This is a genomic window from Agrococcus jejuensis, from assembly GCF_007679035.1.
Taxonomy (GTDB): domain Bacteria; phylum Actinomycetota; class Actinomycetes; order Actinomycetales; family Microbacteriaceae; genus Agrococcus; species Agrococcus jejuensis_A.
Window position 1 is genome coordinate 1,228,121 of record NZ_VEFR01000001.1, and the last position, 23,423, is coordinate 1,251,543.

A 23,423-nucleotide genomic window follows, 5' to 3' on the forward strand; every position below is an offset into this window, starting at 1 on the left:
CACCGATCCTCCCACGCGACGGGCGCTCAGCCCGCGCGTCGCTGCGTGCGCAGGTCCTCGACGACGCGCAGCCAGATCTCGCTCGCCGTCGGATACGCAGGCACGGCGTGCCACAGGCGAGCGATGGGCACGCGCGCCGCGACGGCGACGGTCGCGGCGTGCAGCAGCTCGGCGACGCCGTGGCCCACGAGCGTCGCGCCCACGAGCACGTCGCGGTCGGCGTCGACGACCGCGATCACGGTGCCGCCGGCGTCGTCGCGCGCGAGCGACGTGCCGGCGACGGCGAGGTCGATGGCGACGCGCTCGACGCGGATGCCCGCATCCTCGGCCTCGGCGTGCGTGATCCCGACGGCGGCGACCTCGGGATCGGTGAACACGACCTGCGTGAGCGGATCCTCGTCGACGCCCACGACGTCGTGGGCGTGCCCGCCCTCGGCGATGCGCCCGATGACCTCGCCCGCGATGCGCGCCTCGTGCTTGCCCATGTGCGTCAGCTGCCAACGGCCGGCGACGTCGCCGGCGGCGTAGAGCCAGCCCTCGACGCCCGCGACGCGCTGCCGTCCGTCGACCGCCACCGCGTCGAGGCCCACGGCCTCGAGCCCCAGGTCGTCCGTCGCCGGGCGCCTGCCGGTGGCGACGAGGATCTCGTCGGTCACCAGGTCGACGCCGTCGATCGTCGTCGTCACCGCTCCGCCGTGCACGTGGCCCGTGCCCGTGTCGCTCGGCGCCGCGCGGCGCACGCGCTGCACGTCGGCGTGCAGGCGCACGTCGACGCCCGCATCCCGCAGCCCCCGCTCCACCGCGGCGCCCGCCTCGGGCTCGAGCCTGGCGAGCAGCCCGCCGCGCGCCGCGAGCGTCACGCGCGCGCCGAGGGCCGCGAGCCACGTCGCCGCCTCGCATGCCACGACGCCGCCGCCCACGACGAGGATCGAGCCCGGCACCTCGTGCATCGCGGTCGCGTCGCGCGAGCCCCACGGCAGCGCGTCCGCGAGTCCGTCGATGGGTGGCGCCGTGGGCACGGATCCCGTCGCGAGCACCACCGCGTGCCTGGCGACGAGCGTGCGATCGCCGACGACGACGGTGCGCTCCCCCGCCAGCCGCGCGCGACCGCGCACGACCTCGATGCCGATGCCCTCGGCCCACGCCACCTGCCCGGCGTCGTCCCAGCCCGACGTGAACGCATCCCGGCGCGCGAGCACCGCATCGACGTCGAGCGGCGCCTGCTCGCCGAGGCCCGGCATGTGCTGCGCGAGCGAGCGCACCGCCGCGGGCACGAGCAGCGCCTTCGAGGGCATGCACGCCCAGTACGAGCACTCGCCGCCGACGAGCTCGGCCTCGACGATCGCCGCCGTGCGATCGGAGCCCTGGATCGCGTACTGGGCCGCGTTCTCGCCGACCGGCCCACCTCCGATCACGATGACGTCGTGCGTGGGCTCGGATGCGGAGGCTGCCATGCGCCCACCCTACGAGCACGCGGTCCCCGGCGCGAGCGGTTGCGCGGCTAGCCTGGCTCCCGATGCGCTTCCACCTCGCCTCCACCTCCCCCGCCCGCCTCATGCTCATGCGGCAGGCGGGCATCGAGCCGGTGCTGCTCGCGAGCGACGTCGACGAGGACCTCGCCGTCGAGGCGTTCGAGGCCGACCACGGCCCCGCGACGACGTCGCAGGTCGTGCAGCTGCTCGCCCGCGCGAAGGCGGAGGCCGTGCTGGGTCGCGAGCCCGAGGGCCGGCCCATGACGGGACTGCTGTTCGGCGGCGACTCGGCGCTCGAGCTCGACGGGCAGACGCTCGGCAAGCCGCACACGCCCGAGCGCGCCCGCGAGCGGTGGCTCGCGCAGCGCGGCCGCGAGGCGGTGCTGCACTCCGGGCACTGGCTCGTCCGGCTCGACGAGGGCCGCGTCGTCGGGGCCGTCGGCACCACGGTCGGCGCGCGGCTGCGCTTCGCGGACCTCGCCGACGACGAGATCGACGCCTACGTCGCCACGGGCGAGCCGCTCGAGGTCGCCGGCGCCTTCACGATCGACTCGCTCGGCTCCGCGTTCATCGACGAGATCCACGGCGACCCGTCGACGGTCATCGGCATGAGCATCCCCACCGTGCGCCGCCTCGCTCGCGAGCTCGGCGTCGCGTGGCAGGACCTCTGGAACCGCTGAGCGCGACGACGGCGCGGGCCCCGAGGGGCCCGCGCCGCCGTGCGATCAGCAGACCTGGGACAGCGCCGCGTCCGAGACCGCAGCAGTGCCGCCGATCGCCAGCACGCCGGCCGGCTCGAGGTCGTCGATCCTCTGCGCGATCGGCGCAGGCAGGCACGTCGGCGCCGTGAGCAGCAGCGGCATGCCCGACGAGCCCGCGAGCACGCCACCCGTCAGCGCGTCCGGGAAGCGCTCGCCGGACGCCAGCAGCGCGTAGGACGCTCCGCCGAAGAAGACCTGGGACGCCTGGGCGAGCGCGGCGCTCGTCTCGTAGCGGTTCGCTCCCGAGATGCGACTCGCGTCATCCGCCCCGTACTGCGCCTGCAGCTGCGCCTCGATGCCCGCGCTCACGGATGCGGTGCCGCCGACGATGGTGACGCCGTCGGTCACGTGCTCCGCGAGCCACGCGGCCGTCGCGGTCGGGAGGGTCGCCGCCGAGCCCGGCACGAGCACGACCGGGATGCCCAGGAACGCGGCGAGGCCCGCGACCGACACCGCGTCGGGGAAGCGCTCGCCGGAGACGATGAAGGCCTGCTGCGTCGTGGTCCCGCCCTGCTGCGCGAACAGCGCCTCGGCGAGCGCCAGCGACGTGGCGTAGCGATCGGGACCGGAGATGCGCGTGCACGAGACGATCTCCTCGGGCATCTGATCGCAGAGGGCCGGCGAGAGCGCAGCGGTGCCGCCCAGCAGGACCACGTTCGAGGCGCCGCTGAACGCGATCTCCTCCTGCACGGTCTGCGTCAGGGAGTCGCGCTGCGACAGCAGCAGCTCGCCGAACGCGTTCGAGACCACCAGCGGCGTCGCCGACAGCGCGTCGGGGAAGCTCTCGCCGTTCGCGATGAAGACCGTGTCGGCGCAGGCGCCGTAGTTCGTGTCGACGCCGACCTCCACCGAGGTCTCGTAGCGGTTCGCTCCCGAGATGCGACCGCCATCGGGGTAGACCGAGAAGTCCACCGCGTCGCTGCCGCCCGACGAGTCGATGGTCGCTCGGACGAACGATCGCCCCGGTCCGACCTGGAACGTCACGGGGCCGCTCGTCGTGGTCTGCACGACGCCGCCGACGTCGTAGGTCACCGACGTCTGGTCGCCGACCGGCCCGGCGAGCGTCACGCTCGTGGCGGTCGTGGCGACGACGGCATCGATGCCGGCGAAGGGGGCGCAGAGCTCGGCTGCCGGCGCGTCGACGCCGCCCCCACCCACGTCGTCGGGGGTGTCCCGCGCGGCGTTGGCCGCCGGCGCTCCCAGGAGGAGACCCGCGAGCACGACCATGGTCGTGGCCGATGCGAGCGCGGTGGCTCGCGTGCCGGCACGTCGGCGTCGCGGCGCCGCCCCGTCGTCGTGGATGGACGTCGTCATCTGCGGCTCCCTTGCGCGGCCCGGTGGGCGAGGACGGCGGCGCAGGCGCGACTCCGTGTGTCCGCAGCGTAGGCCGCGGCGCGCCGTCGGCACCAGGGCGACCGTCGTCGCACGCAGAGGCACGGCACGGGTCGGGTGACGTCGGGGTGCGCGACGCACGGCGGCCCGACCGCGAGGTCGAGGCCGCCGTGCGTCGCGTCGAGCCCGATCAGGTCTGCGGCTGCGTGGCCACCGAACCGGTCGACTGCCCGTCGAACGCCCCCTCGACGTCGAGGTCCACCGCGGCCTGCTGGAACTGCGCGTCGTACAGCCGACGGTAGGCGCCGTGCCGCTCGAGCAGCTCGCCGTGCGAGCCCTGCTCGACGATGTCGCCGTGCTCCATCACGAGGATGAGGTCGGCATCGCGGATCGTCGAGAGGCGGTGCGCGATGACGAACGACGTGCGATCCTGCCGCAGCGCCGCCATCGCCTGCTGCAGCAGCAGCTCCGTGCGCGTGTCGACGCTCGACGTCGCCTCGTCGAGGATGAGCACCGACGGCTGCGCGAGGAACGCTCGCGCGATCGTCACGAGCTGCTTCTCGCCCGCCGAGAGGTTCGAGGCCTCCTCGTCGAGCACGGTGTCGTAGCCGTCGGGCAGCGACTGCACGAAGCGATCGACGAACGTCGCCCGCGCCGCCTCGTGGATCTGCTCCTGGGTCGCATCCGGGTTGCCGTACGCGATGTTGTCGCGGATCGTGCCGCCGAAGAGCCACGTGTCCTGCAGCACCATGCCGGTCTGCTCGCGCAGCGCGTCGCGCGTGAGCGTGCGGGTGTCGACGCCGTCGAGCGTGATGCGGCCGCCGTCGATCTCGTAGAACCGCATGAGCAGGTTCACGAGCGTCGTCTTGCCCGCACCGGTCGGGCCGACGATCGCGACGGTCTGGCCGGGCGCGACCGTCAAGGACAGGTCGCTGATCAGCGGCTGCTCGGGGTCGTACGCGAATGCGACGTGCTCGAACGCCACCGCGCCGCTCGTCGCCGCGATCGTGCCGCCGTCGGCGTCGGACTCCTCGTCCTCGGCATCGAGGAGCTCGAAGACGCGCTCGGCGCTCGCGGCACCCGACTGCACCATCGTGAACGTCTGACCCAGCTGGCCGAGGTTCTGCGAGAACTGCTGCGAGTACTGGATGAACGCCTGCACGTCGCCGACGCGGATCGAGCCGTTCGCCACGAACAGGCCACCGGTGACGGCCACGAGCACGTAGCCGACGTTGCCGACGAACGTCATGAGCGGGAAGACGAGGCCCGAGAGGAACTGGGCCTTGAACGAGGCCTGGAAGACGGCCTCGTTCTCCTCCTGGAACTGCTCGCGCACCACGCGCTCCTTGCCGAAGACCTTCACGAGCGCGTGCCCCGTGAACGACTCCTCGACCAGGCCGTTGAGGCGACCCGTGCGCTTCCACTGCTCGGCGAACAGACCCTGCGCCCGCCCCATGACGAGCCCGAGGATGATGCCCGTCAGCGGCACGGAGATGAGCGCGATGAGCGCGAGCCACACGTTGATGGTGAGCATCATCACGAGCACGCCGACGATGGTCAGCACGCCGGTCACGATCTGCGACAGCGTCTGGCTCATCGACTGGCCCACGTTGTCGAGGTCGTTCGTCACGCGCGAGAGCAGCTCGCCGCGCTGCATCGAGTCGTAGTACCGCAGCGGCAGGCGGTGCACCTTGTCCTCGACCGCGGCGCGCAGGCTCGCGACCGTGCGCTGCACGACGCGGTTCACGAAGTAGCCCTGCACCCACTGGAACAGGCTCGCGACCACGTACAGCGCGAGCACGAGCATGAGCACCTGGCTCAGCGCCGCGAAGTCGATGCCGGCGCCGACCGTGAAGCCGTCCATGTTCGCGATGATGTTCGCGAAGTCGTCCTGCCCCTGCTGACGCAGCAGCTCGACGACGTCGGACTGCGACGTGCCGCTCGGCACGCCCTGGGCGCCGAGCGTCTGCTGCACGAGGCCCTGCACGATGAGGTTCGTGGCCTCGGCGAGGACCCGCGGGGCGATGACGTTGAGCGCGATGCCCGCCGTGCCGACCACGAACACGATCGCGAGCAGCACCTTGAACGGCGCGAGCATGCCGAGCAGTCGCTTCAGCGTGGGCAGCAGCGCCTTGGCCTTGCCGGGAGGCGTCTCCCAGTCGTCGGCGCCGCGACGTGCCGCCTCGGCCAGCTCGGCCTCGAGCCGCTCCTCCTCGGTGAGCTCCCGCTCCACGACGGGCTCCCTCTCGTTGCGTGCCATCGTCAGACCTCCACGGCCATCTGCGAGTCGACGATCTCGCGGTACGTGTCGTTGGATGCGAGCAGCTCGTCGTGGGTGCCGAGCCCCACGACCCTGCCGTCGTCGAGCACGACGATGCGGTCGGCGTCGACGATCGTCGAGACGCGCTGCGCGACGACGAGCCTCGTGGTGCCGACGACGTCGGTCGCCAGCGCGGCGCGCAGTCGGGCGTCGGTGCCGAGGTCGAGGGCGCTGAACGAGTCGTCGAACACGAGGATCGGCGGGCGCTTCACGAGGGCACGCGCGATCGCGAGCCGCTGGCGCTGGCCACCGGACACGTTCGTGCCGCCCTGCGCGATGGGACTCTCGAGCCCCTTGTCCTTCGCGCGCACGAAGTCGGCGGCCTGCGCCGTCTCGAGCGCCGCCCACAGCTCGTCGTCGGTCGCGTCCTCCTTGCCGTAGCGGAGGTTCGACGCGATCGTGCCCGAGAACAGGTACGGCTTCTGCGGCACGAGGCCGATCGAGGCCCACAGCGCCTGCTCGTCGGCATCGCGCACGTCGACGCCGCCGACCGACACCGAGCCGCTCGACGCATCGAACAGCCTCGGCACGAGGTTGACGATCGTCGTCTTGCCGGCGCCGGTCGAGCCGATGATCGCCACGGTCTCGCCGGGCTCCACCGCGAACGACACCCCTTCGAGCACGGGCGTCTCGGCGCCCGGGTACGTGAAGGTGACGTCGTCGAAGACGATGCGGCCGGGCTCCGGCTGGTCGGGGCGCGCGGTCGTCGACGTCGCGACGCTCGGCTCGGCCTCGAGCACCTCGGTGATGCGGCGAGCGCCGACGGCGGCCCTCGGGATCATCATCGTGAGGAACGTCGCCATCATGACGCCGAACAGGATCTGCATGAGGTACTGCAGGAACGCCATCATCGTGCCGACCTCGAGCGTGCCGTCGTCGACGAGCTGCGCGCCGAACCAGATGACCGCGACGCTCGACGCGTTGACGATGAGCATGACGAGCGGGAACGTGAGCACGAACAGGTTGCCCGTGCGCAGCATCGCATCCGTCACGCCGTCGTTCGCCTGCTGGAAGCGGGCGCGCTCGCGACGCTCCTGCACGAAGGCGCGCACGACGCGGATGCCGGTGAGCTGCTCGCGCATGACCTGGTTGATGCGGTCGATGCGCTCCTGCAGCAGCACGAAGATCGGCACGAGCCGGGACACGATCACGCCCATGACGAGCACCATGAGCGGCACGATGATCCAGATGAGCCGCGAGAGCTCGGCGTCGGCGCGGATGGCCATGACGACGCCGCCGATCGCGAGCATCGGCGCGGACATGAGCATGGTGCAGCCCATGAGCACGAGCATCTGCACCTGCTGCACGTCGTTCGTGTTGCGGGTGATGAGCGAGGCGGGGCCGAAGCGCTGCACGTCGCGCTCGGAGAACGACGAGACGCGCGCGAAGATGCGGGCGCGCAGGTCGCGGCCGGCCGTCATGGCGAGGCGTGCGCCGAACAGGATCGCGAGCGCGTTCGCGATCACCTGCCCGAGGCTCATGAGCAGCATCTCGCCGCCGAGCCTCCAGATCGTGTCGGTGTCGCCCTGGAGCACGCCCTCGTCGATGATGTCCGCGTTGATCGTGGGCAGCATGAGCGACAGCAGGGCCTGCGTCATCTGGAAGACGACGACGAGGATGAAGGCGACCCACGAGGTGCGGATCGCGGCGGTGATGAGCCTCCACAGCTTCATGCGCGGCTCTCCTTCCGGGTGTCGGTGCGGGCGATCCCGTGCAAGAGGATGCCGGTGACGTCGGACATGTCCATGGCGCTGCGGTCGCCCCAGCCGGTCGCGGCGGCGAACGTCAGCGTGCGCAGCGCGTCGGCTGCGACGAGCGGCGCGACGGCGAGCTCGCCGTCGTGCTCGGCGAGCAGCGCCGCGATGCGGTCGCGCAGCTCGTCGAAGCGGGGGTCGTCGCGGCGACCCTCCGCGAGCAGCACGGGCCCGAGCGCGATCGCCATCTGGAAGATGGTCGAGAAGCGCACGGTGAGCACGCCGGCGATCGCGCGCACGGTCGTCTCGAGCGTCGCGTCGGCGAGGTCCTCGAGGTCGTCGAGGTCGTAGGCGACCTCGGCGGTGCGGTCGAAGAGGGCTCGCAGCAGCGAGTCCTTGTCGCCGAACGAGCGGAACAGGGTGCCCTCGGCGACGCCCGCGGCGTCGGCGAGCTGGCGGGAGGTGATCGCCGCGCCGTGCTCGAGCACGACGGGGACGATGGCGTCGAGGATCTGCACCTGGCGATCCTCGAGCGTCATGCGAGTCGGTGGGGCCACGGCCGATCACACTACTGAGTGAGCACTCACTCCGCAACGAAGGCGTGCCTCACCATGCACGGCACTGTGGAGATCGGCAACGGATGACCCGCGCGCGTTGTCGGTGTCCGCCGAGAACGGGCATCCTCGCTCGCGTAGGCTCGGTGCTCATGCCCCCCATCACGAAGGTCCTCGTCGCCAATCGTGGCGAGATCGCCGTCCGAGTCATCCGAGCAGCCCGGGATGCGGGGATCGGCAGCGTCGCCGTCTACGCAGAGCCCGACCGCGACGCGCAGCACGTGCAGCTCGCCGACGAGGCGTACTCGCTGCACGGATCCGCGAGCGCCGAGTCGTACCTCGTGATCGAGAAGATCCTCTCGGTCGCCCGCCGCTCGGGTGCCGACGCCGTGCACCCCGGCTACGGCTTCCTCGCCGAGAACGCCGACTTCGCCCGCGCCGTCATCGACGCCGGCATCACGTGGATCGGCCCGAGCCCCGACGCGATCGAGCAGCTCGGCGACAAGGTCTCGGCCCGCCACATCGCCGAGAAGGTCGGCGCTCCCCTGGCGCCCGGCACGCTCAACCCCGTCGACACCGCCGACGAGGTCGTCGCGTTCGCCGACGAGGTCGGCCTGCCCGTCGCCATCAAGGCGGCGTTCGGCGGCGGCGGCCGCGGCCTCAAGGTGGCGCGCACGCGCGAGGAGATCCCCGAGCTGTTCGACTCGGCGACGCGCGAGGCCGTCGCGGCCTTCGGCCGCGGCGAGTGCTTCGTCGAGAAGTACCTCGACCGCCCGCGCCACGTCGAGACGCAGTGCCTCGCCGACGCGCACGGCAACGTCGTCGTCGTGTCGACGCGCGACTGCTCGCTGCAGCGCCGCCACCAGAAGCTCGTCGAGGAGGCGCCCGCGCCCTTCCTCACCGACGACCAGGTCGCACGCCTCTACGAGTCGTCGAAGGCCATCCTCAAGGAGGTCGGCTACGTCGGCGCCGGCACGTGCGAGTTCCTCGTGGGCCGCGACGGCACGATCTCGTTCCTCGAGGTCAACACGCGCCTCCAGGTCGAGCACCCCGTGTCCGAGGAGGTCACGGGCATCGACCTCGTGCGCGAGCAGTTCCGCCTCGCCGCCGGCGGCGTGCTCGACTACCCGGACCCCGTCGTGCAGGGCCACTCGTTCGAGTTCCGCATCAACGGCGAGGACGCCGGCGCCGGCTTCATCCCCGCGCCCGGCCCCGTGCACCAGTTCGTGCCCGCGACCGGCCCCGGCGTGCGCGTCGACTCCGGCGTCGTCTCGGGCGACGTCATCGGCGGCCAGTTCGACTCGCTGCTCGCCAAGCTCGTCGTCACGGGTGCGACGCGCGAGGAGGCGCTCGAGCGCTCGCGCCGCGCGCTCTCCGAGTTCCGCGTCGAGGGCCTGCCCACCGTGCTGCCCTTCCACCGCGTCGTCGTCGACGACCCGGCGTTCGCGCCCGCCGACGGCGAGCCGTTCTCGATCTACACGTCGTGGATCGAGTCGGAGTTCGTCAACGACATCCCGCGCTGGGGCGGCGAGGCCGGCGAGCTCGGCGGCCCCGAGGCGCGCCGCGAGGTCGTCGTCGAGGCCGACGGCAAGCGCATCGCCGTGTCGATGCCCGCGCGCCTCTTCCCCGAGACCGTCGCGACGAAGGGCCCCGCGCCGCGCCGCACGCGCATCGCGGCGGCCGGCGGCGCGACGGGCGGCACCATCGCATCCCCCATGCAGGCGACGGTCGTGAAGGTCGCGGTCGAGGAGGGCCAGCACGTCGTCGCGGGCGACCTGCTCGTCGTGCTCGAGGCCATGAAGATGGAGCAGCCCATCCAGGCGCCGCGCGACGGCGTCGTGACGGGCCTCGACGCCCCCATCGGCACGACGATCTCGAGCGGCCATCGCCTGCTGGTGATCGCCGACGCCGACGTCGCCTGACCCGACCCGGCCGTCCTCGTCGTTCTGCGTTTCGCAGGCGATCCCGGGTCTTGAGGGGAATGCTCCCTTCAGACCCGGAATCGCCTGCGAAACGCAACCCGCCGGGACTGGTCAGTGGCGCGGACGCGTGCGGTGGCGGTCCGCATCGACCATGCGCATGATCGTGGCGAGCACGCGGTCCCAGTCGTAGAGGACCTCCGCGTAGGTGAAGCGCAGCACGTCGTAGCCGCGGAGCTGCAGCTCGCGGTCGAGCCAGCGGTCGCGAGCGAATCCCTCCACCAGTGCATGATGCTCGCGACCGTCGATCTCGACGATGAGTCGGTCGCCGACCAGGAAGTCGCGGCGGCCGAGCCCCTCGACGCGGAACTGCGGGATGACGCGAACCTTCGCGGCTCGCAGCCGCCAACGCACGATGCTCTCGCCGCCGGCATCGGCCGTCGGGTCCACGACGGGCGCCAGCTCGCGCCCACGCGCGGTGCCGCCGATCGCTCGGCGGAGCCATCCGAGCGAGCAGCGACCCGTGTGCACGGCGCTGTCGAGCACCGCCAGCGCGAGCTCGGGCGGTTGGCACTCGACGACGTGCTGGAGCACGTCCCGAAGCGGTTGCCTCGCCATCGTCGGGGCGGCGGTTCGTGCTCGCCAATGGACCGCGACGGACGAGTCGAGGTGCGCCGGTGGTGCGCCGTCGAGGCGAGGGTTCAGACGCGACCCGTTGCCCGGGATGGCGACGTGCAGGCGGCCGTCGTCGTGCGTCCAGATCCCGAGCGCACGCGTGGCCGTGATGCAGGTCGCCTGCCCTCGGATGCGCACGGCCGCCACCGCGTCGGCATCGGCGGTCCGCAGCGCGCACCATCCTCGGCGGACCTTGACGACGCCGCCGCGATGGCGCGCCGCGAGGATGTCGGCGCGGTCGAAGCCCCGCGCCCGCAGCTGCTCGAGGCTCGCGATTCCCCCGAGGCGTTCGATGGTGACCTCCAGCTCCATGGCTGCACCATGACGCCGGTCGCAGCGCCGCGCGGCGCCAACGAGTCCGCCTGTGCACAGTGCTGCGGATCCGTCGCCTGTTCAGGAGGCGTGGGTCGCGTTTCGCAGGCGATTCCGGGTTTGGAGGGGAATGTTCCCTCAAGACCTCGAATCGCCTGCGAAACGCACGACGACCCCGAGCGAGCGCGGTCAGCGGGGGTCGCGCGCGTCCCTCGCGAGCTGGCGCGTGAGGCGCAGCGGCAGGCCCGAGTGGGCGCGCGAGCGGAACGCGAGCACGATGCCCGCGGCGGCCCAGACGACGGCGAGCGACTGCGTCACCGGGTCGTAGGCGAAGGCCGACAGCAGGGTCCACCCGCCGATGCCCAGCGCCCAGCGGGCGGCGCGGCGGCCGATGCCGGCGGGCTCCCCCGACTCGCGGCGCGCGTCGAGCGAGCCGACGAGCTCGCCGACGGTGCGGCCCGTGCGCAGCACGACCAGCAGGTGCACGATCGCGGCGGCGAGCGCCCCGGATGCGCCGACGACGACGCCGATCGCGTTCACGAGGGCGACGGGCGCCTCGCGCTCCGAGCCCGACGTCAGCAGCACCACCAGGCCGACGCCGCCGATCCCCAGCACCATCACGGCGCCGCCGACGCCGATGGAGACGGCGACGTCGATCGCCATCGCACCGAGCCGACGCCATGCCGTGAGCGGCCGCGGCAACGCGTGCAGCCGTGCGTCCGACTGGCCGGGCAGCCGCCGCACGAGCGGCGCCGCGAGGCCACCGACGAGCGCGCCCACGCCGCCGAGCAGCACGTCGTCGACGTCGAAGAGCCGGTACTGGCACGCCGCGAGCCCGAACGTGCCCGTGAGCTGCGTCACCTCGACGAATGCCGCGACGCCGAGGCCGATCGCGACGGTCACGACGATGCCCGGCCGACCGCTGCGCCGCACGAGCATGCCGAGCGGCACGAACAGCAGCACCGTGAGCAGCATCTGCCGCAGCGCCGGGTTCGACAGCGCGACGCCGCCCTGCTGCAGCACGTCGAGCACCGACGACCCGGGCACGAGCTGCGCCGAGAGGGGCGGGTAGCAGGCGCCCGTCGGGAAGAGCGTCGCCACGATCACGGCGCACGCGTAGAGCAGCGCGGCGATCGACAGCGAGCCCGCACGCCAGTCGAGCCGGCCCCGCCGACGCAGCAGCAGGATGGCTGCGGGCACCCAGACGAGCACCGTGACCCCCACGGCGACCGCGATCGCCGTGAGCGCCGGCGTCGCTCCGAACCCCATGCGCATACCCCCGCCTCGACGCTATCGACGGGCGCGGCTGAATCGTCCTCACCCCTGGGCGCGTCGCTCGCAGAAGGCTCGGATCGGGTCGGAGGCGATGGCGTCGTCGGCGAGCAGCGCCGCGAGGGCGCGGTAGCGGTCGGCCGCGTCGGGCGCCGACGTGCGCCACGCGAGGTCGGCGACGACGAGGGCGACGTCGCGCCGCGTGGCCCGCGCCCCGTCGTCGAGGGCGACGACGTCGGCGAGGATGCGATCGAGCCCGTCGGGGGCGGCGGCCAGCCGACCGCCGGGCGCGGCGGGCAGCCCGGCCTCGACGAGCAGCGCGTAGCCCTCGGCGACGAGCCGGGAGAGCGTCGCCGATCGAGCGGGCCATCGCTCCTCGACCGCGCCGTGCAGGCGCGCCACGAGCGGCCACGGCACGTCCCACGCCGTCGGAGCCGCGGAGTGCAGCGCGGCGATGCGCGCCTCGAGGGCGTAGCGGCCCGGGTCGTCGCCTGCGAGACCCGCGGCGGCGAGCGCGTCGTCGACGCCGAGGCCGAGCCGGCGCGCATCCCACCGTCGGCGATCGACCTCCTCGGGCGGCACGGCGACGCCGTCGACGACCCTGCCCGGCCGGCGCGCGAGGGCGAGCCGCGCGATCGCGAGCACGGCCCGCGCCTCGGCGTCGCGCGGCCGCTCGCGCACGAGCGCCTCGGCGAGCGACTCGGCGTGGCCGACGAGGTCGCCGAGCGCATCCGCGGGGTCGAGCGCGAGCCGCTGCCCGATCGCGACGAGGCCGTGCACGCAGTCGAGCACGATGGGCATGCGCCGCTCGCGCGACTCCCCCGTCGGCACCGCGAACGCCCCGCGCTGCGCTGCCAGCAGGCGCTTGGCGCGCGTGAGCCGAGCCGCCGCCGCGCCGCGGTCGAGCCCGAGGTGCGCGGCGATCGCGTCGACGTCGACGCCGAGCACGAGCCGCATCGCGAGCACCATGCGCGACACGGGCGGCAGCAGCTCGTCGCAGGCGACGACGAGCAGGGCGACGCGGTCGTCGATCGCCGACATGCGCGCACCTCCCGTCGACTCGTCGTGCAGCACGGGCAGCGCGCCGCGCTCGGTGGCTCGGCGCCGCGCAGCGTCGATCGCCGCGCGCCGCCCCACGGCGATGCACCAGCCGACGAGGGATGCGGGCGCCTCGGCCTGGGCGGCGGCGCGCGCGAACGCCTCGGCGGCGAGCTCCTCGCCCTCGTCGATGGACCCCGTCGCGGCCGCGAGGGCGCGCACGACCTGCGGCCACGCCTCCTGGAAGGCGGCGGGATCGATGCGGACGCTCGTCACGCCCGCATCGTCCCAGGCTGCGCTGCGCGGCGCGGGTAGGCTGGGCCCATGCACCTCGTCGCCGAAGCATCGCACCTCGACGCCACCGTCTCGCCCGCCGACCCGTTCACCGCGGTCGTCCTCGTCGCGTGCGGCATCGTGACGATCGCGATGGTGGGCCTCGTGGGCGTCGCCCTCGCCGCGCTCACCGGCCGCGCCGACTGACCCTCGTCGACCGGGCCCGACCTCCGCGCGAGCCGCGTCATCCCATCGGGAAGACGCGGCGCCACTCGACGTGCCCACCCGTGGGCACGTGCGCGGCGATGCGCCGCGCGACCGCCTCGTCGTCGACGTCGATGAGGTAGAAGCCCGTGACGATCTCGGTGAGCTCGGGGTTCGCGCCGTCGGTGTAGACGGCGTCCTGCTCGCGGCGCTCGCCGTCGCCAGGGGTCACGCGGCCGCCGTACCTGGCGTTCTGCAGCGCCTGGCCGCCCACGATCGTGCCGCCCAGCTCGCGCACGCGCTCCTCGAACGCGGCGAAGTCGCCGAAGTCCTCGCTGAGGCCGTCGGCCGTCTGGCCGTCGGCGGGCATGTAGGCGTCGCTGTCCCAGTCGCCCTCGTGGATGAAGTAGGCGTACGTCGTCATGGCTGACTCTCCTCGTCTCCTGGTGGCACGGTGCCACATCGAGGAGACGGATGGCGAGCGTCGGATTCGACGCGGCGCACGCGATCGCGCATCCCGGGCGTGTCGCCGCGTCCGCGTCAGTGTGCCGCCGTCGGGTCCGAGGCCATCGGCGGGCACGCGCCGCCGACCGCCTCGGGCCGCAGCTCGAAGTGCCACGACTCGTTCGCGTACGTCTGGCAGAGGCCCCACGCCCATCCGTGCTCGCCGAGCCACGCCGCGCCGTCCCAGCCGCCGACGTCGACGGCGTCGCCCGTGACGTGCGCCGAGTCGTCGGGGGTCGAGACCCAGCGGGCGGCCTCCTCGGCGGAGCCGTAGGTCACGACGGCCTCGTCGAGCATCGCCTGCTGCAGCGTCGCCGACCGCCAGCCGGAGTTGACCACGACCTCCACGCCGTCGATGGCCGCGGCGTCGGATGCGGCGCGCAGCGCGGCGAGCAGGTCGGGCTCGAGTCCGGCGATGGCGGGCACGTCGGCGTACGGCGAGACCGGACCGCTCGGCAGCAGGCCGTCGGCGACGCCCGGCTCGCCGTCGCCGTCGCCGTCGCCGTCGCCGTCGCCGAACGGCAGCATCCGCTCGAGCTCGACGGTCGCCCCGTTCGCCGCGAGCCCGTCGAGGGCGCGCTCGACGACGGCGGGCACGACGACGGTCGCGAGCGCGGCGACGGCGAGGCCGACGGCGACGAGCACGCGGCGGCGACGATGACGGTGACGGGGTGCGGCTGCGGTGGTCATGCATCCAGGCAAGCGGCCGGCACGTTGCGAGAGCGTCTGCGATTCTCGATACGCCCGCGATACGCGGCGCTCCGTACGATCGGTGGCGTGCGCGTGCTGGTGGTGGAGGACGAGCCGCTGCTGGCGGAGGCCATCCGCGACGGCTTGCGGCTCGAGGCGATCGCGGCCGACGTCGCCCTCGACGGCGACGCGGCGCTCGAGCTGCTCGCCCTCACGACCTACGACGCCGCGGTGCTCGACCGCGACGTGCCCGGCGTCTCGGGCGACGAGATCGCGCGCAGCATCGTCGCCGGCGGCTCGGGCACGCCCATCCTCATGCTCACGGCCGCCGATCGGCTCGACGACAAGGAGTCGGGGTTCGAGGTCGGCGCCGACGACTACGTGACGAAGCCGTTCGCCATGCGGGAGCTCGTGCTGCGGCTGCGCGCCCTCGACCGACGGCGGGCCAGGCCGCGGCCGCCCGTGCGCGAGATCGCCGGGCTGCGGCTCGACCCGTTCCGTCGCGAGGTGCACCGCGACGGCCGCTACGTGGCGCTCACGCGCAAGCAGTTCGCGGTGCTCGAGGTGCTCGTGGATGCTGCCGGCGGGGTCGTGAGCGCCGAGACGCTGCTCGAGCGGGCGTGGGACGAGCACGCCGACCCGTTCACGAACGCCGTGCGCATCACGGTCTCGACGCTGCGCAAGCGGCTCGGCGAGCCGTGGATCGTGCGCACCGTGCCCGGCGTCGGCTACCGCATCGCCAGCGGTGCCGACGCGGACGCGAGCGACGACGACGAGGACGCGGATGCCGACGCCGGCGCGTAGGCGCGAGGGCGTGAGCGTGCGCCTGCGGCTCGCGCTCAGCTACGCGGCGGTCGTGGTGGTGGCGGGCGCGCTGCTGCTCGCGGTCGTGTACGTCTTCCTGCTGCGATACGTGCCCGACGGGCCCATCGACGTCTCGACGGGCTTCGTGCCCAACCGCGGCGACCTCGCCCGCGCGTTCACCCCGGCCGCCGCCCTCGCGATGGGCGTGCTGCTCGTCGTCGGCGTGCTCGGCGGCTGGCTGCTCGCCGGGCGCATGCTCGCTCCGCTCGATCGCATCGGCGCCGCGGCGCGACTCGTGGCGCAGGGATCGCTGGCGCATCGCATCCGCCTGCCCGGGCGCCGCGACGAGCTGCGCGACCTCGCGGACGCGTTCGACGGCATGCTCGACCGGCTCGAGCGGCACGTCGCCGAGCAGCAGCGGTTCGCGGCGAACGCGTCGCACGAGCTGCGCACGCCGCTCGCGACGATGCAGGCGCTGCTCGACGTCGCACGGGCCACGCCGCCCGACGACGTGCCTGCGCTGCTGACGCGCCTGCACGCCGTGAACGCGCGAGCGATCGACCTCACCGAGTCGCTGCTGCTGCTCGCGCGCGCCGACGGTCGCGCGTTCGCCCGCGAGCGCGTCGACCTGTCGCTCGCGGCCGAGGACGCCGTCGAGACGCTCCTGCCGCGGGCCGAGGCGCGCGGCATCGCGATGGAGGCGGCGACGGCGGCAGCGGTCGTCGTCGGGGCGCCGACGCTGCTGCACCAGCTCGCGACGAACCTCGTCGACAACGCGATCGTGCACAACCTCGACGCGGGCGGCCGCATCCACGTCGAGACGGGCGAGCGCGGCGGCGTCGCGTGGCTCGCGGTCGAGAGCACGGGCGCTCGGATCGCGCCCGAGGAGGCCGTGACCCTCGCGGAGCCCTTCCGCCGCGGCGCGGGACGCACGCACGACCGCGAGCGGCCGGGCGTCGGGCTCGGCCTCGCGATCGTGCGGAGCATCGTCGAGGCGCACGCCGGCGTGCTGCTGCTGCGCGCCAGGCCCGACGGCGGCCTGCGCGTCACCGTCGAGCTGCCATCGGCACCCGCCGACGTGGCGTAGCGAGCGGCGCAGACGGCAGACTCGACCCATGAGCACCGCACGCGTCGTCTCCGTCAGCCGCGACGAGCGCCACGGCTTCTCGAAGCCGCAGCGCGAGGCCATCACGCTCGTCGTCGGGCACGGCGTCGAGGGCGACGCGCACGCGGGCGCGACGGTGCAGCACGTGTCGCGCGTGCGCCGCGACCCCGCGCAGCCGAACCTGCGCCAGGTGCACCTCATCCATCGCGAGCTCTTCGACGAGGTCACCGCCGACGTGCAGCCCGGCGGCCTCGGCGAGAACGTCACGACCGAGGGCGTCGCGCTGCTCGACCTGCCGCGCGGCACCCGGCTGCGGCTGGGTGCCGAGGCGGTCGTCGAGGTGACGGGCCTGCGGAACCCCTGCTCGCAGATCGACCGCTACGCGCCCGGCCTGCTCGCCGAGGTCGTCGGCCGCGACGCCGAGGGCGCCGTGGTGCGCAAGAGCGGCGTCATGGCGATCGTGGTGGCGGGCGGGGTCGTGCGGCCCGACGACGCGATCGTCGTCGACCTGCCCGACGGACCGCACGAGGCGCTGCAGCCCGTCTGACCGACGCGGCGGACCGCGGGCGCCCGCGACCGGGCGTCAGTCGGCGACGCGGTGCATCGCGCGCGCGGCGTCGGCGATGGATCCCGTGAGCGACGGGTAGACGGGGAAGACGCGCGCCACCATGTCTACCGTGAGGCGGTGCTCGGCCGCCATGGCGATCGGGTAGATGAGCTCGGAGGCCTTCGGGGCCACGACGACGCCGCCGATGACGGTGCCGGAGCCCGTGCGGGCGAAGAGCTTCACGAAGCCGTCCTGGATGCCCATCATCTTCGCGCGCGGGTTCGTCGACAGGTGCACCTCGTGGATCTCGCCCTGCGCGATGCCGTCCTCGATCTCCTTCGCGGTCCAGCCGACCGTCGCGATCTCGGGCTGCGTGAAGATGTTCGACGAGACCGTGCGCATCGAGATGGGGTGCACGGCGTCGCCGAGCGCGTGGAACATGGCCGTGCGGCCCTGCATCGAGGCGACCGACGCGAGCGGCAGCGCGTTCGAGCAGTCGCCGACGGCGTAGATGCTCGGCAGGTTCGTGCGTGCGACGCGGTTCACGAGGATGTGGCCGGAGTCGGTGAGCTGCACGCCCGCCTCCTCGAGGCCGATGCCCGCGGTGTTGGGGATCGAGCCGACGGCCATGAGGCAGTGCGAGCCCTCGACGGTGCGGCCGTCGGAGAGCGTCACGACGACGCCGTCGTCGCTGCGCTCGACCCGGTCGGCGCGCGACTTCGCGAGCAGCGTCATGCCCTGGCGCGTGAAGACGTCCTCGATGACGGCCGCGGCATCCGCGTCCTCGCCGGGCAGCACCTGGTCGCGGCTCGACACGAGCGTGACCTTCGAGCCCATGTTCGAGTACGCGCTGGCGAACTCGGCACCCGTGACGCCCGAGCCGACGACGATGAGGTGCTCGGGCACGTCCTCGAGCCCGTACAGCTGCGTCCAGGTGAGGATGCGCTCGCCGTCGGGCATCGCCGTCGGCAGCATGCGGGGGCTCGCGCCCACCGAGATCACGATCGTGTCGGCCTCGAGCTCGTCGAAGTCCGCGCCCTTGCGGCCCGTCGACACCGACACCTGCGTCGGCGACACGAGACGACCCTGGCCCTGCACGATGTGCACGCCGGCGCGCTCGAGGTCGGCGGCCATGTCGAGCGACTGCTGGGCCGCGAGCGCGAGCAGGCGGCGGTTCACGGCGCGCAGGTTGACGGCGACCTCGGGCTTCGAGGGCTTGCCCGTCTCGCCGCGCGCGTAGAACTGCACGCCGAGGCTCGACGCGTCGCGGATCGCGGCGGCCGACTCGGCGGTCGCGATGAGCGACTTCGACGGCACGACGTCGGTGAGCACGGCCGACCCGCCCACGCCGACGCGCTCGACGAGCGTGACGTCGGCACCCTGCTGCGCCCCCGCGAGGGCCGCCTCGTACCCGCCGGGTCCGCCGCCGACGATGACCACTCGCTGCTGCCGCTCGAACACGCTCACGCCCCCATCCTCGCAGCATCCGCCCGTCGCCCGCGCAGCACGCCCGGGCACGGGATGCGCCCTGCGCCGATCGCCTATCGTGGCTGCATGACCCAGCACCCCCTCGACGTCGCGGGAGCCGACCCGATCCAGGTCGCCCGCGCAGCCGCCGACGACATCCGCCGCATCACGGGCGTCGATCGTCACGACATCGCCCTGACCCTGGGCTCGGGATGGGCGAAGGCCGCCGACCTCGTCGGCGAGACGACGCACACGATCGACGCGACCGACGTGACGGGCTTCTCGAAGCCGGCGCTCGAGGGCCATTCGGGCACCATCCGCTCCGTGCTCCTCGCCGACGGTCGCCGCGCCCTCGTGATCGGCGCCCGCACCCACTACTACGAGGGTCACGGCGTGCGCCGGGTCGTGCACTCGGTGCGCACCGCCGCGCAGACGGGTGCGTCGATCATGGTGCTCACGAACGGCGCGGGCGGCATCCGCGAGTCGTGGACGCCCGGCCAGCCCGTGCTCATCTCCGACCACATCAACCTCACCGCCGACTCGCCGCTCGAGGGCGCGACGTTCGTCGACCTCACCGACCTGTACTCGTCGCGCCTGCGCGACGTCGCCCGCTCGGTCGACGCATCGCTCGACGAGGGCGTGTACTGCCAGTTCCGCGGCCCCCACTACGAGACGCCCGCCGAGGTGCAGATGGCGAAGGCGATCGGCGGCCACATCGTGGGCATGTCGACGGCGCTCGAGGCCATCGCCGCACGCGAGGCCGGCATGGAGGTGCTGGGCCTCTCGCTCGTCACGAACCTCGCCGCCGGCATCCAGCAGACGCCGCTGAGCCACGAGGAGGTCATCGAGGCCGGCCGCACCGCCGAGCCGGTGATCTCGGCGCTGCTCGCCGACGTCGTCGCAGCGATCGGTCGCGCGTGACGCTCGAGGCCGCGCGCGCCTGGCTCGCGCAGGATCCCGACCCCGTCACGCGCGCCGAGCTCGAGGAGCGCATCGCGCAGGCCGAGGCCGGCGACGCCGACGCGCAGGCGGCGATCGCGGATGCGTTCGGAGCGCGCCTGCAGTTCGGCACCGCCGGGCTGCGCGGCGAGCTCGGTGCCGGGCCGAACCGCATGAACCGCGTGCTCGTGGGCCAGGCGACGGCCGGCTTCGCGCGCTTCCTCGCCGAGCGCGAGGATGCCCCCACCATCGTCGTCGGCTTCGATGGGCGCACGAACTCCGACGTCTTCGCGCGCGACGTCGCCGCGATCATGGCCGGCGCGGGCGTCGCAGCCACGCTGCTGCCGCGCGCCCTGCCGACGCCCGTGCTCGCCTTCGCGGTGCGGCACCTCGGCGCGAGCGCCGGCGTCATGGTCACCGCGAGCCACAACCCGCCCCGCGACAACGGCTACAAGGTCTACCTCGGCGGCGACGACGACGGCAGCCAGATCGTGCCGCCCGTCGACGGGCTCATCGCCGACCGCATCGCCGAGGTCGCCGCATCCACCGCGTTCGACGACCTGCCGCGCGGCGACGTCGCGACCGCGGGCGACGAGGTCGAGCAGGCCTACGTGCGTGCGACCGCCGCCATCGCGGGCACGCCCGCCACCGAGCCGCCGACCGTGGTCTACTCGGCGATGCACGGCGTCGGCAGCGCCACCGTGCGCGCCGTGGTCGCCGCCGCCGGCTTCCCCCCGCTCGTCGAGGTGCCCGCGCAGGCCGAGCCCGACGGCGCCTTCCCCACCGTCGCGTTCCCGAACCCCGAGGAGCCGGGCGCGATGGACCTCGCGTACGCGGCCGCCGACGCCGCGGGCGCCGACCTCGTGCTCGTCAACGACCCCGACGCCGACCGGCTCTCGGTCGCGATCCCCGACCCCGACCGCGAGGGCGGGTGGCGTCAGCTCACCGGCAACGAGGTGGGCCTGCTGCTCGGCTGGGACGCCGCTCGCTCGGCGCACGGGCAGGGTGCGCTCGCCGCCTCCATCGTGTCGTCGCCCGGCCTCCAGGTGATCGCCGAGGCGCACGGCCTCGACTTCGCGACGACCGCGACGGGCTTCAAGTGGATCTCGCGCGTGCCGGGCCTCGTCTACGGCTACGAGGAGGCGCTCGGCTACCTCGTGAACCCCGGCACCGTGCGCGACAAGGACGGCATCTCGTCGCTGCTGCGCGTGCTCACCCTCGCGAACGATCTGCATGCGCGCGGCTCCTCGCTCGCCGACGAGCTCATCGCCCTCGCCGCCGAGTTCGGCGGCTTCGCGAGCGGCCAGGTGAGCCTGCGCGTGAGCGACCGCAGCCGCATCCCCGCGATCGTGCAGCGACTCAAGGACGACCCGCCCGCGCAGCTCGCGGGCAGCGACGTCGTCGCGGCCGACGACCTCGGAGCGCCCGAGCACGGCGAGGTCGGCGACATCCTGCGCCTCACGCTCGCCGACGGCGCCCGCGTGATGGTCCGACCGTCGGGCACCGAGCCCAAGGTCAAGGTGTACGTGGATGCGGTGTCGACGCACGGCTCGCCGCACGAGCGCATCCACGCCGCCCAGCAGCGCGTCGAGGCGCTCGAGGAGGCGATGCGGCCGCTGCTCGACTGAGCCCGAGCGTCAGCGGTCGCACGTGCCGCCGCGCGCGTCGACGTCCATCGACGCGCGCGGGCCTCGCCTACTCCTCGACGACGATCGCCGTGATCACCGGGCGGCGACGCCGACGCTCGAACCAGCGGCCGAGGCTGCGCTCGATCGACCGCTCGATGTCGGCGGCCGAGCGCTGCGTCTTCGTCGCCTCCGCCCGCAGGCCCTCCTCGATGCGCTCGCGCGCGACGCGCTGCCAGCTCGCGTCGTCGACGAAGCCGCGCGGGAAGAACTCGACGGGCTCGCTCAGCTGGCCCGTGCTCATCGTGACGATCGCGAGCACCGTGATGGCGCCCTCCTCCGAGAGCGCGCGGCGATCGATCATCGCCTCCTCGGCGGCGACGCCGATCGAGGGGCCGTCGACGTAGATCTCCTCGGCGGGCACGCGGCCGCTGATGCGCGCCGTGCCGCCGACGAGGTCGATCGACACGCCATCCTCGACCACGAAGACCTTGTCCTCGTCGATGCCGGTGCGCGTCGCGATCGTGGCGTTCGCCGTCAGGTGCCGCCACTCGCCGTGCACGGGCAGCACGGCCTTGGGACGCAGGATGTTGTAGCAGTAGGCGAGCTCGCCCGCGCTGGCGTGCCCCGAGACGTGCACCTTGGCGTTGCCCTTGTGCACGACGTTCGCTCCCCAACGCGTGAAGGCGTTGATGATGCGGTAGATCGCGTTCTCGTTGCCGGGGATGAGGCTCGAGGCGAGCAGCACCGTGTCGCCCTCGCCGATGTCGATGATGTGCTCGCGGTTGGCCATGCGCGACAGCGCCGCCATCGGCTCGCCCTGCGAGCCGGTGCAGACGAGCACCATGTCGGCGGGCGGCAGCTTCTCGAGCGTCTTCATGTCGACGACGAGGCCCTTGGGGATCGTGAGGTAGCCGAGCTCGGCGGCGATGCCCATGTTGCGCACCATCGACCGGCCGACGAACGCGACCTTTCGACCGTGCCGGTCGGCGGCATCGAGCACCTGCTGGATGCGGTGCACGTGGCTCGCGAAGCTCGACACGACGATGCGCCGCGGCGCGGTGCGGAACACGTGGTCGATCGCGGGAGCGAGGTCCTCCTCCGCGATCGAGAAGCCAGGCACGTCGGCGTTCGTCGAGTCGACGAGGAACAGGTCGACGCCCTCGTCGCCGAGGCGGGCGAAGCCGGGCAGGTCGGTCGTGCGCCCGTCGAGCGGGAACTGGTCCATCTTGAAGTCGCCCGTGTGCAGCACGGTGCCCGCACCGGTGCGGATCGCGACGGCGAGGCTGTCGGGGATCGAGTGGTTCACGGCGAGGAACTCGAGGTCGAACGGGCCGATGACCGTGCGGTCGCCCTCGGCGACGGCGCGCGTCACCGGGGCGATCCTGTGCTCCTGCAGCTTCGCGCCGATGAACGCGAGCGTGAGCCGCGAGCCGATGATGGGGATGTCGGCGCGTTCCCGCAGCAGGTACGGCACGCCGCCGATGTGGTCCTCGTGGCCGTGGGTGAGCACGATGCCGACGACGTCCGCCAACCGCGACCGGATGGCGGAGAAGTCGGGCAGGATCACGTCGATGCCGGGCTGATGCTCCTCGGGGAACAGCACGCCGCAGTCGACGATGAGCAGCTTGCCCTTGTGCTCGAAGACCGTCATGTTGCGGCCGATCTCGCCGAGGCCACCGAGCGGGGTGACGCGCATGGCGTTCTTCGCGAGCCTCGGCGGCGCGGGGAGGTCGAGGTGGTGGCGCGGCTTCGCCGCGGGGGACTTCCGATTCATGGTGCTGCCTTCGCGTGCTGGGGATCGCGGCGCCGTCTGGCACCTGGCGGTCCGGGTGGGGATGCATCTCGGGCGTGCGTCCATGACGCGTGACCGGCTCGAGGAACTCTCCTGCTCCCTCTAGCATGCCCGATCGTCG

General features: G+C 73.3%; 20 protein-coding genes. 8 read left to right on the top strand and 12 right to left on the bottom strand.

Annotated features, from left to right (window positions below; translation table 11 throughout):
- Window positions 1–26: 26 nt before the first annotated feature.
- Window positions 27–1,454 (bottom strand): dihydrolipoyl dehydrogenase family protein, encoded by a 1,428-nt coding sequence (locus FS793_RS05960; protein WP_144719462.1) that lies wholly within the window; start codon window positions 1,452–1,454, stop codon window positions 27–29.
- Window positions 1,455–1,516: 62 nt separating this feature from the next.
- Here FS793_RS05960 and FS793_RS05965 point away from each other — a divergent pair, with 62 nt between their 5' ends.
- Window positions 1,517–2,152, top strand: a complete 636-nt coding sequence (locus FS793_RS05965; protein ID WP_144719464.1) for a Maf family protein — start codon at window positions 1,517–1,519, stop codon at window positions 2,150–2,152.
- Between the two features lie 45 nt (window positions 2,153–2,197).
- Here the strand turns inward: FS793_RS05965 and FS793_RS05970 are convergent, their stop codons facing one another.
- From FS793_RS05970 to FS793_RS05985, 4 genes are all read right to left on the bottom strand, one after another.
- Window positions 2,198–3,547 carry a cell wall-binding repeat-containing protein gene (locus tag FS793_RS05970; RefSeq protein WP_144719466.1) on the bottom strand — a complete coding sequence of 450 codons (1,350 nt, stop codon included), beginning with the start codon at window positions 3,545–3,547 and terminating at the stop codon, window positions 2,198–2,200.
- Between the two features lie 208 nt (window positions 3,548–3,755).
- On the bottom strand, window positions 3,756–5,825 hold the full coding sequence (locus tag FS793_RS05975) for an ABC transporter ATP-binding protein (RefSeq protein WP_144719468.1): 2,070 nt from the start codon (window positions 5,823–5,825) through the stop codon (window positions 3,756–3,758).
- Window positions 5,826–5,827: 2 nt separating this feature from the next.
- A complete protein-coding gene (locus FS793_RS05980) occupies window positions 5,828–7,558 on the bottom strand; it encodes an ABC transporter ATP-binding protein (protein WP_144719470.1) in 1,731 nt (576 codons plus the stop codon).
- A complete protein-coding gene (locus FS793_RS05985) occupies window positions 7,555–8,136 on the bottom strand; it encodes a TetR/AcrR family transcriptional regulator (RefSeq protein ID WP_144719472.1) in 582 nt (193 codons plus the stop codon). The genes FS793_RS05980 and FS793_RS05985 overlap by 4 nt, the downstream gene beginning before the upstream one ends.
- Window positions 8,137–8,285: 149 nt before the next feature.
- Between FS793_RS05985 and FS793_RS05990 the strand changes: the two genes are divergently transcribed.
- Window positions 8,286–10,055 carry an acetyl/propionyl/methylcrotonyl-CoA carboxylase subunit alpha gene (locus tag FS793_RS05990; protein WP_144719474.1) on the top strand — a complete coding sequence of 590 codons (1,770 nt, stop codon included), beginning with the start codon at window positions 8,286–8,288 and terminating at the stop codon, window positions 10,053–10,055.
- Window positions 10,056–10,166: 111 nt separating this feature from the next.
- Here the strand turns inward: FS793_RS05990 and FS793_RS05995 are convergent, their stop codons facing one another.
- From FS793_RS05995 to FS793_RS06005, 3 genes are all read right to left on the bottom strand, one after another.
- Window positions 10,167–11,039, bottom strand: coding sequence for an endonuclease domain-containing protein (locus tag FS793_RS05995; RefSeq protein ID WP_144719476.1), 873 nt, complete (start codon window positions 11,037–11,039; stop codon window positions 10,167–10,169).
- A 189-nt stretch (window positions 11,040–11,228) separates the two neighbouring features.
- Window positions 11,229–12,308: a VanZ family protein gene (locus FS793_RS06000; RefSeq protein ID WP_186329354.1), complete on the bottom strand. Its 1,080-nt coding sequence runs from the start codon at window positions 12,306–12,308 to the stop codon at window positions 11,229–11,231.
- A 48-nt stretch (window positions 12,309–12,356) separates the two neighbouring features.
- Window positions 12,357–13,625 carry a DUF6596 domain-containing protein gene (locus tag FS793_RS06005; RefSeq protein WP_144719480.1) on the bottom strand — a complete coding sequence of 423 codons (1,269 nt, stop codon included), beginning with the start codon at window positions 13,623–13,625 and terminating at the stop codon, window positions 12,357–12,359.
- A 48-nt stretch (window positions 13,626–13,673) separates the two neighbouring features.
- On the opposite strand from FS793_RS06005, the gene FS793_RS16155 reads away from it, so the two are divergent.
- On the top strand, window positions 13,674–13,829 hold the full coding sequence (locus tag FS793_RS16155; protein WP_186329355.1) for a hypothetical protein: 156 nt from the start codon (window positions 13,674–13,676) through the stop codon (window positions 13,827–13,829).
- A gap of 37 nt (window positions 13,830–13,866) precedes the next feature.
- On the opposite strand, the gene FS793_RS06010 is transcribed toward FS793_RS16155, so the two are convergent.
- The gene (locus FS793_RS06010; protein ID WP_144719482.1) at window positions 13,867–14,250 is read right to left on the bottom strand and encodes a YciI family protein; all 384 of its coding nucleotides are present in this window, start codon (window positions 14,248–14,250) and stop codon (window positions 13,867–13,869) included.
- Between the two features lie 116 nt (window positions 14,251–14,366).
- The gene (locus FS793_RS06015; protein WP_260980043.1) at window positions 14,367–15,020 is read right to left on the bottom strand and encodes a M15 family metallopeptidase; all 654 of its coding nucleotides are present in this window, start codon (window positions 15,018–15,020) and stop codon (window positions 14,367–14,369) included.
- Window positions 15,021–15,107: 87 nt separating this feature from the next.
- Here FS793_RS06015 and FS793_RS06020 point away from each other — a divergent pair, with 87 nt between their 5' ends.
- From FS793_RS06020 to FS793_RS06030, 3 genes are read left to right on the top strand one after another with little or no spacing between them, the layout of a single operon-like run.
- Entirely contained in the window at window positions 15,108–15,824 is a 717-nt protein-coding gene (locus FS793_RS06020) for a response regulator transcription factor (protein WP_144719484.1), read from the top strand.
- Between the two features lie 10 nt (window positions 15,825–15,834).
- Window positions 15,835–16,911 (top strand): sensor histidine kinase, encoded by a 1,077-nt coding sequence (locus FS793_RS06025; protein ID WP_313959364.1) that lies wholly within the window; start codon window positions 15,835–15,837, stop codon window positions 16,909–16,911.
- Between the two features lie 28 nt (window positions 16,912–16,939).
- Window positions 16,940–17,476, top strand: coding sequence for an MOSC domain-containing protein (locus tag FS793_RS06030; RefSeq protein ID WP_144719488.1), 537 nt, complete (start codon window positions 16,940–16,942; stop codon window positions 17,474–17,476).
- 36 nt (window positions 17,477–17,512) lie between these two features.
- Here FS793_RS06030 and FS793_RS06035 read toward each other — a convergent pair whose 3' ends face one another.
- Entirely contained in the window at window positions 17,513–18,943 is a 1,431-nt protein-coding gene (locus tag FS793_RS06035; protein ID WP_144719490.1) for an NAD(P)H-quinone dehydrogenase, read from the bottom strand.
- Window positions 18,944–19,030: 87 nt separating this feature from the next.
- Between FS793_RS06035 and FS793_RS06040 the strand changes: the two genes are divergently transcribed.
- A complete protein-coding gene (locus tag FS793_RS06040) occupies window positions 19,031–19,864 on the top strand; it encodes a purine-nucleoside phosphorylase (RefSeq protein ID WP_144719492.1) in 834 nt (277 codons plus the stop codon).
- Window positions 19,861–21,510 carry a phospho-sugar mutase gene (locus FS793_RS06045; protein ID WP_144719494.1) on the top strand — a complete coding sequence of 550 codons (1,650 nt, stop codon included), beginning with the start codon at window positions 19,861–19,863 and terminating at the stop codon, window positions 21,508–21,510. Before FS793_RS06040 ends, FS793_RS06045 begins: the two co-directional genes overlap by 4 nt.
- Before the next feature lie 67 nt (window positions 21,511–21,577).
- Here FS793_RS06045 and FS793_RS06050 read toward each other — a convergent pair whose 3' ends face one another.
- Entirely contained in the window at window positions 21,578–23,284 is a 1,707-nt protein-coding gene (locus FS793_RS06050; RefSeq protein WP_440130447.1) for a ribonuclease J, read from the bottom strand.
- Window positions 23,285–23,423: the final 139 nt, after the last annotated feature.